The organism is Rhodoferax sp., assembly GCF_018063565.1.
Lineage (GTDB): Bacteria > Pseudomonadota > Gammaproteobacteria > Burkholderiales > Burkholderiaceae_C > Rhodoferax.
In genome coordinates this window covers 1-6,399 of the sequence record NZ_JAGPBB010000135.1, presented here as the reverse complement: position 1 = coordinate 6,399, position 6,399 = coordinate 1, and the positions used below count along the sequence as shown (strand labels likewise).

The 6,399-nt window shown below is 56.5% G+C and carries 8 protein-coding genes; 4 read left to right on the top strand and 4 right to left on the bottom strand.

From position 1 onward, the window contains the following. Window positions 1-118 precede the first annotated feature (118 nt). Both KBF66_RS19665 and KBF66_RS18290 read right to left on the bottom strand, forming a co-directional pair. On the bottom strand, window positions 119-544 hold the full coding sequence (locus tag KBF66_RS19665) for a nuclear transport factor 2 family protein (RefSeq protein WP_365732556.1): 426 nt from the start codon (window positions 542-544) through the stop codon (window positions 119-121). Then, a complete protein-coding gene (locus KBF66_RS18290; protein ID WP_296660911.1) occupies window positions 441-962 on the bottom strand; it encodes a GNAT family N-acetyltransferase in 522 nt (173 codons plus the stop codon). The genes KBF66_RS19665 and KBF66_RS18290 overlap by 104 nt, the downstream gene beginning before the upstream one ends. A 159-nt stretch (window positions 963-1,121) precedes the next feature. Between KBF66_RS18290 and KBF66_RS18285 the strand changes: the two genes are divergently transcribed. From KBF66_RS18285 to KBF66_RS18270, 4 genes are all read left to right on the top strand, one after another. Beyond that, the gene (locus KBF66_RS18285) at window positions 1,122-1,628 is read left to right on the top strand and encodes a CIA30 family protein (protein ID WP_296660906.1); all 507 of its coding nucleotides are present in this window, start codon (window positions 1,122-1,124) and stop codon (window positions 1,626-1,628) included. Between the two features lie 147 nt (window positions 1,629-1,775). Next, on the top strand, window positions 1,776-2,762 hold the full coding sequence (locus KBF66_RS18280) for an MDR family oxidoreductase (protein ID WP_296660903.1): 987 nt from the start codon (window positions 1,776-1,778) through the stop codon (window positions 2,760-2,762). A 101-nt stretch (window positions 2,763-2,863) separates the two neighbouring features. Beyond that, window positions 2,864-3,901 (top strand): aldo/keto reductase, encoded by a 1,038-nt coding sequence (locus KBF66_RS18275; protein WP_296660899.1) that lies wholly within the window; start codon window positions 2,864-2,866, stop codon window positions 3,899-3,901. A 9-nt stretch (window positions 3,902-3,910) separates the two neighbouring features. Further along, window positions 3,911-4,519 (top strand): hypothetical protein, encoded by a 609-nt coding sequence (locus KBF66_RS18270; RefSeq protein ID WP_296660896.1) that lies wholly within the window; start codon window positions 3,911-3,913, stop codon window positions 4,517-4,519. 15 nt (window positions 4,520-4,534) lie between these two features. On the opposite strand, the gene KBF66_RS18265 is transcribed toward KBF66_RS18270, so the two are convergent. Then, window positions 4,535-4,810 (bottom strand): hypothetical protein, encoded by a 276-nt coding sequence (locus KBF66_RS18265; RefSeq protein WP_296660893.1) that lies wholly within the window; start codon window positions 4,808-4,810, stop codon window positions 4,535-4,537. Between the two features lie 165 nt (window positions 4,811-4,975). Continuing rightward, window positions 4,976-6,049 (bottom strand): alkene reductase, encoded by a 1,074-nt coding sequence (locus tag KBF66_RS18260; protein WP_296660892.1) that lies wholly within the window; start codon window positions 6,047-6,049, stop codon window positions 4,976-4,978. Between the last annotated feature and the right edge of the window lie 350 nt (window positions 6,050-6,399).

The window sequence follows — 6,399 nt, the reverse complement described above, 5'->3', positions numbered from 1 at the left end:
CAGCGCAGGCCATGACAACACCAGCGAGAAAGGCCAACTCAACCAAATAACGCATTGAATTCATCCCCCGCTTCCACCGGCCAGGATAGTTGTCGCCGAGCGGTCAGGATAGTTGACGTCAAGCACCAGTCTGGAGCCAGATGGATGACCGGAGGGTGTGGGTCTCCAAGCTTTTGTCTGGCCCAACCTGTGCAGAGCGATAAGTGAGCAACGCGACCCCTGGTCCAAGCGCAGTGACAGCAAACCCTTGGGACACCACTGCCGGACGCGACTCTTGCGTTGACAGGAAATTGATGACGGTTTCGCGACTGTACGAGCGGCCTGAGCGGCCAACCTCGTCAAACTCGGGGTGTAGCAATTGTTCCGGGCGCTCGCGACTGCTTCGAACCCCAGGGTGATGGAGTTCGACCTCGGTGTCTGGAGTTCGTGGAGGAGGGCGGTCACGAACGGTGGGTGTCGGCAAGGGGCAGGCTTGGTTGCGCTTGCGTGACCTGCTGACCAAGACTCGAGAGGTGCAACTGCATAAATGAGCTGTGTGGGTCATTCTGGTAGCTGCCAAACGGCCCACAGTACTTAAACCCGTGACTCTCGTAAAGCCGACGCGCTGGTTCGAAGCCGGGTTGAGTACCTGTCTCCAGACTCAGGAGCTGATAGTTGCGTTGACGAGCAATCTGGATGATGTGCTCGAGCATCACACGTCCGGCACCCAGTCCCCGCCTTGCTGACGGCGTCCTCATTGACTTGACCTCCCCGTGCAGAGGGCTTAGTTCTTTCAACGCGCCACATCCCATCAGCACGTTGTCCTGCCACACAGTCCAGAACGTGATTTCGGGAACCTTGAGCTTTGCCAAGTCAAGTGCGTGAACACTTTCTGGCGGAGACCATTCGTACATGTTACGAATGTGTTCCTCCAAAAGTTCGACTATTTCTGGACCGCAAAGGTCATCTATTCTTACTTTCATGGCTTTGTCGATGAAAGTTGGAGGGTGTTCAATGTTTCAAGGTTTGAGTGAACAGGCACGCCTTTGTGTCCCCGATTGTGCGAAAGGTCCGGCTGGGTATCATAGGCGAGGTATGGGACAGAATGAACCTGCAATCGCAAACTCCACTAGGATTGCTCTATGCCTAGTCTGATTCATCGGTTCGATACCCCCGCATCTACTGAAGGCTGGCATGCCATCAACGATGGGGTCATGGGCGGCGTTTCAAGCAGTCGGTTGCGCTTTGACGTGGTGGGTCACGCTGTCTTTGAGGGCGAAGTCTCGTTGGAAAACAACGGGGGTTTTGCGTCGGTGCGGGCACCCCTGCTGGAGTTGGGCTGTGCGGACACCGTGGCTTATCGTATGACGGTTTGGGGAGACGGTCACACTTACAAACTCAATTTTCGGACCGACTCCGGTTTCGATGGTGTGACCTATCAGGCTCCTTTTACGCCTTCACCAGGGTTGTGGACACAGACTGTACTGCCCCTGGCTGCTTTCAGTCCCACTTTTCGGGGTAGATTGGTGAAAGGGGCGCCGCCGTTGCAGCCCCAACTCGTCAAACAGGTTGGACTGATGATTTCAGACAAGCAAGCCGGGGCGTTTCGGTTGCTCTTGCAGAGCATCGAAGCGGGTTCATGTTTGTAGCTGCTGGCAACCGGCGTGACCTTTTATGAACTGGTGCCAATCGCGGATAAGTACACTGCGCAAGCACTTTCGCCATCATGTTCAGCCTATTGGCTCCACGACATGGCGCTGACTTGCAAGGTGGTATCTTGGAACACTGGAGAAGTTATGTTTAGAGGAATCCTCATCACCAAAGGGGAGGCTGGTTACAAAGCCGAACTGCAAACCATCGACGAATCCGTCTTGCCGCCTGGCGACGTGCTGGTACAGGTGGAGTGGTCCACATTGAATTACAAAGATGGGCTGGCCATCACTGGGCAATCGCCCGTGGTGCGCCGGTTTCCCATGATTCCCGGCATTGATTTCGCTGGTACCGTCATCGAGAGCACTCATTCATCGTGGAAACCGGGAGACAAGGTCATTCTCAATGGCTGGGGTGTTGGTGAGTCCCATTGTGGTGGACTGGCACAGATGGCAAGGGTCAAGGGCGAATGGCTGATTCCATTGCCACCAGAGTTCACGCCGCGCCAGGCGATGGCCATCGGTACGGCAGGTTACACCGCCATGCTTTGCGTGTTGGCACTGGAACGCCATGGCACTCAACCGGGCGACGGGGAGGTGCTGGTCACCGGCGCCAACGGTGGTGTGGGCAGTGTCGCCATCGCCTTGCTGGCCAGGCTGGGGTACAGCGTGGTGGCGTCTACCGGGCGTTTGGCTGAAGGCGATTACCTCAAAGCGTTGGGTGCAGTACAGGTCCTTGACCGCGCCGAGCTCGCTCATCCTGGTAAACCCATCGGCAAGGAGCGTTGGGCTGGTGTCATTGATACGGTTGGGAGCCATACCTTGGCCAATGCTTGCGCAACAACCCGGTATCGAGGCGCGGTGGCCGCGTGCGGCCTGGCAGGTGGCATGGATTTCCCAGGGTCGGTTGCACCCTTTATTTTGCGAGGCGTCACGCTTTACGGCATTGACAGTGTCATGGCCCCCATCGATTTGCGCCACCAGGCGTGGAGCCGGCTGGTTCGAGACCTTGAATTCGCCAAACTCGAGGACATGACGCGCGAAATCGGACTGCCACAGGTCATTGAAGTCGCAAGTGAACTGCTGCAAGGCAAGGTTCGCGGTCGAGTTGTGGTCGATGTGGCTCGAACCTAGTCTCGAACCTAAGCTCAAACCCCATGCCTTTATTGCCTTATCTGCGCCGCACGCTCCGAGATTCTGCAAGGGGCAAATAACCAAAACTTCGAAAGACATCCATGAAATATCGCATGCTTGGCCGAACCGGCTTGTACGTCTCTGAAATGTGCCTGGGCACCATGACTTTTGGCGACCAGGGATTTTGGAAAGTGATGGGCGGCTTGGGGCAAGACTCAGTGAACACCTTAGTCAAGCAGGCATTTGACGCGGGTGTGAACTTCATCGATACCGCCAACGTGTATGCCATGGGCATGTCGGAAACCCTCACGGGTCAGGCTATCAAAAGTCTGGGCTTGCCTCGTGATGAAATTGTCGTGGCGACAAAAGCCTTCGGCCCGATGAGCGAAACCAAAGCCAATGCCTGCGGGCAGTCCAGGTACCACCTGATGAATGAACTTGATGCCAGCCTCAAGCGGCTCCAGTTAGACCATATCGACCTGTACCAACTGCACGGTTACGACTCGGTGATGCCTTTGGAAGAGGTTCTGGCGACCTTGAACGACATGGTGCGCTCAGGCAAGGTTCGGTACATTGGACTGTGCAACATGGCAGCCTGGCAAGTCATGAAGGGTTTGGCGATTTCTGAGCGAAACCATTGGTCACGGTTTGAAAGCGTTCAAGCGTACTACACCATCGCGGGTCGAGACCTTGAGCGTGAGGTGATACCCCTATTGCAAGACCAAAACGTGGGTTTGATGGTCTGGAGTCCTTTGGCCGGTGGCCTGCTCAGCGGCAAATTCACGCCAGATGGACAGGGCCCCGCCGGTTCTCGCCGTGCCAATTTCGACTTCCCCGTCGTTGACAAGTCACGGGCCTTTGCTGTCGTCGATGTGATGCGTCCAATTGCCCAACGACACCAGGTGTCAGTGGCACAGATAGCCTTGGCCTGGCTGCTGAGCCGCCCACAGGTGACATCCGTCATCGTTGGAGCCAGAACGCCTGAGCAACTGGATGACAACCTGCGGGCCTCAAAGCTGGAGCTGACCCCAGAGAATTTGCATGCTTTAAACGAGGCAAGTGCTTTGCCACCGGAGTATCCAGGCTGGATGCTGGAGAGGCAAGCCCGCTACCGAGCCGTTGCCCCAGTCAAGGGCTGAGGTTTGACGATGAAGTCTGATGCCGCGTCATCTGGTCAAGCGCAGGTGAAAACACAAATCACAGGCGTGCTCCTGGATGTGGTTTTGTCGATTCCGCAATCAACAGAGCCGGCTTCACCCACCCCCAAAGTTCGCGCGACGGAACTCATCAACAAGGCATGCAGAACGACGGCCGGAATTTCAGGTGGTGCTGCTCTGGTGCCCGGCCCCTTGGGGCTATTGACCATCTTGCCCGACATGTATGCCATTTGGCGGGTTCAGTCCCAACTGGTTGCCGACATCGCCGCTGTCCACGGCAAGTTAGGCGCGCTTACCAAGGAACAAATGATTTGGTGCCTGTTCAAGCACTCGGCAGCACATGTCGCGGGAGATTTCGTGGTGCAGGTGGGTGAGCGCTACATTGTTCACCCCAGGAGCCTGCAGTGGATGCAAAAGGCGGTGGGCTTTCTTGGCATCAAAATCGCGCAACGCGTCCTGGGAAAAAGCCTGGCGAGGTATCTGCCCTTGCTGGGCGCGGCGGCCGTCGCGAGATACGCCTATATGGATACCAAGAAAGTTGGGTTGGCTGCAGAAGCGCTTTTCAGCAAAGAAATCGTCTTTGAACCGGACCCTGCCTGAGAACCCGAAGCGGCTTTAGAGTGTGCCCATCGACCCCAGTGGCTCAATTTTGGCCGGTGCCTTGTTGAGGTGCTGGAGCGTCTCGACAAATTCACGCGCTTGTTGGCGCTGTTTTTCTGTGAAGGGTTTGCCGGGTTCCCCGGTGAGCAGAACTTCCAGCAGTCCGGTCAGGTGGAGCTGGAACTTCTCATAATCAGGATGGGTAGCCATGAGTGAGCCGACGATGGCCATTAGGCCGGCCTGCGTGGCCACCAGGGTGTCGAGTTCTGCTTGCAGTTGTTCTTTGTTCATGGTTGGGGATACCTGGCCCGCGTTTGCAAACCAGGCCAATCGTCTAGTCTTGGCCGGTCGACTCAACGTTGCCGGCCGTTTGTCGTCGCGACGAGATTGAAGGCAGCCGGTGAGTACATCGACTCTCACGCCGAACGGATGGCTGAAACGGCACCGTCGACTGTGTTAACCCGCCATTGCCGGGTAGTCCGTGTAGCCCTTCTCACCTGGTGTGTAAAACGTGCTCATGTCGGGTGCGGTCAAGGATGCACCAGTTTGCATGCGCGCCACCAGGTCCGGGTTCGAGATGAATGGCCGCCCAAATGCTGTAAGGTCGGCGTCCTTTGCCTGCAGTACCGCTTCAGCACTTTGCGCATCGAAGCCACCCACGGCGACAAATGTCTGCGCGAACACGGCCCGAAGTTGCTTCTTGAACTCAGCCGGCACTGGCGGCGCGCCCATGGCGGAATGGTCCACCAAATGCAAATAGACCAAGCCCATGTCAGACAACTTTTGGGTCAATGCCAGAAATTGTTCTTCGAGCCCCTCAAAGGCCCCGGTGGCATTGAACACACCATAGGGTGAAATCCGGATGCCCACCTTGTTGGCACCAATCGCAGCCACACACGCCTGCGCGACTTCAAGTGCAAAGCGGTTGCGCCTATCGGCATCGCCACCATAGCCATCGGATCGTTTGTTGACGTTCGGGTTCAGGAATTGCTCAATCAGATAGCCATTGGCCGCATGCAATTCGACTCCATCAAATCCTGCCTGGATGGCCATTTTGGCGGCACTGGCATATTCGGCGACCGTTTGCCTGATGTCTGCGTCGGTCATGGCCGTCGGTGCAGTGTGAGGCTGCATCCCCGCGTTGTCGGTCCACATCTCGCCTGGACAAACTTCCGGGCTGGGGCCGACCACTCGTGCCCCGGCTGGCAGGTTGTCCTGATGCGATACCCGCCCCGTGTGCATGAATTGCACAAAGATTTTGCCGCCAGCTTTGTGGACAGCGTCTGTGACAAGGCGCCAACCCTGAACCTGCTCTTCGTTGTAGAGACCTGGAATTCGGGCATAGCCAACGCCGTTAGGGGAGGGGGAGGTTCCCTCCGTGACGATAAGCCCAGCCGTTGCGCGTTGCTCGTAATACTTGGCAACAAGGGCGTTTGGCGTGTTTTGCATAGAGCGGCTGCGCGTCATGGGCGCCATGACGATGCGGTTGGCCAAAAGAGTGCCGCCGAGGTCAAAAGCTTGGAAAAGCATCAGTAATCCTTATGGTTGAGGGGTTGGGAAGCCCAATATTGGGTTGAACAGCGTTGGAAACGCTGAACATTTCAGCTAGCTGAGGGTCAAAGCAACGATTGCAAGCTGTCCGAAGTGATGTCCCAGGTTGTCGACAGGCAAGGAGCGGGTGAAGAACGGGGCAGCATCGCCGATCACGCTGCGTCGCTTTGCACTGCGACATAGTGGCAAGCGGTGGGTCGCGCCTCCAGATTTCAGTGAATTTGTGTCATCAACCTCCGTCGGATCAGGTCTTGGAGAGGTTTTTTTGTTTCACAATACTCACCGTGCCCGAGTGGTGAAATAGGTAGACACATCGGACTTAAAATCCG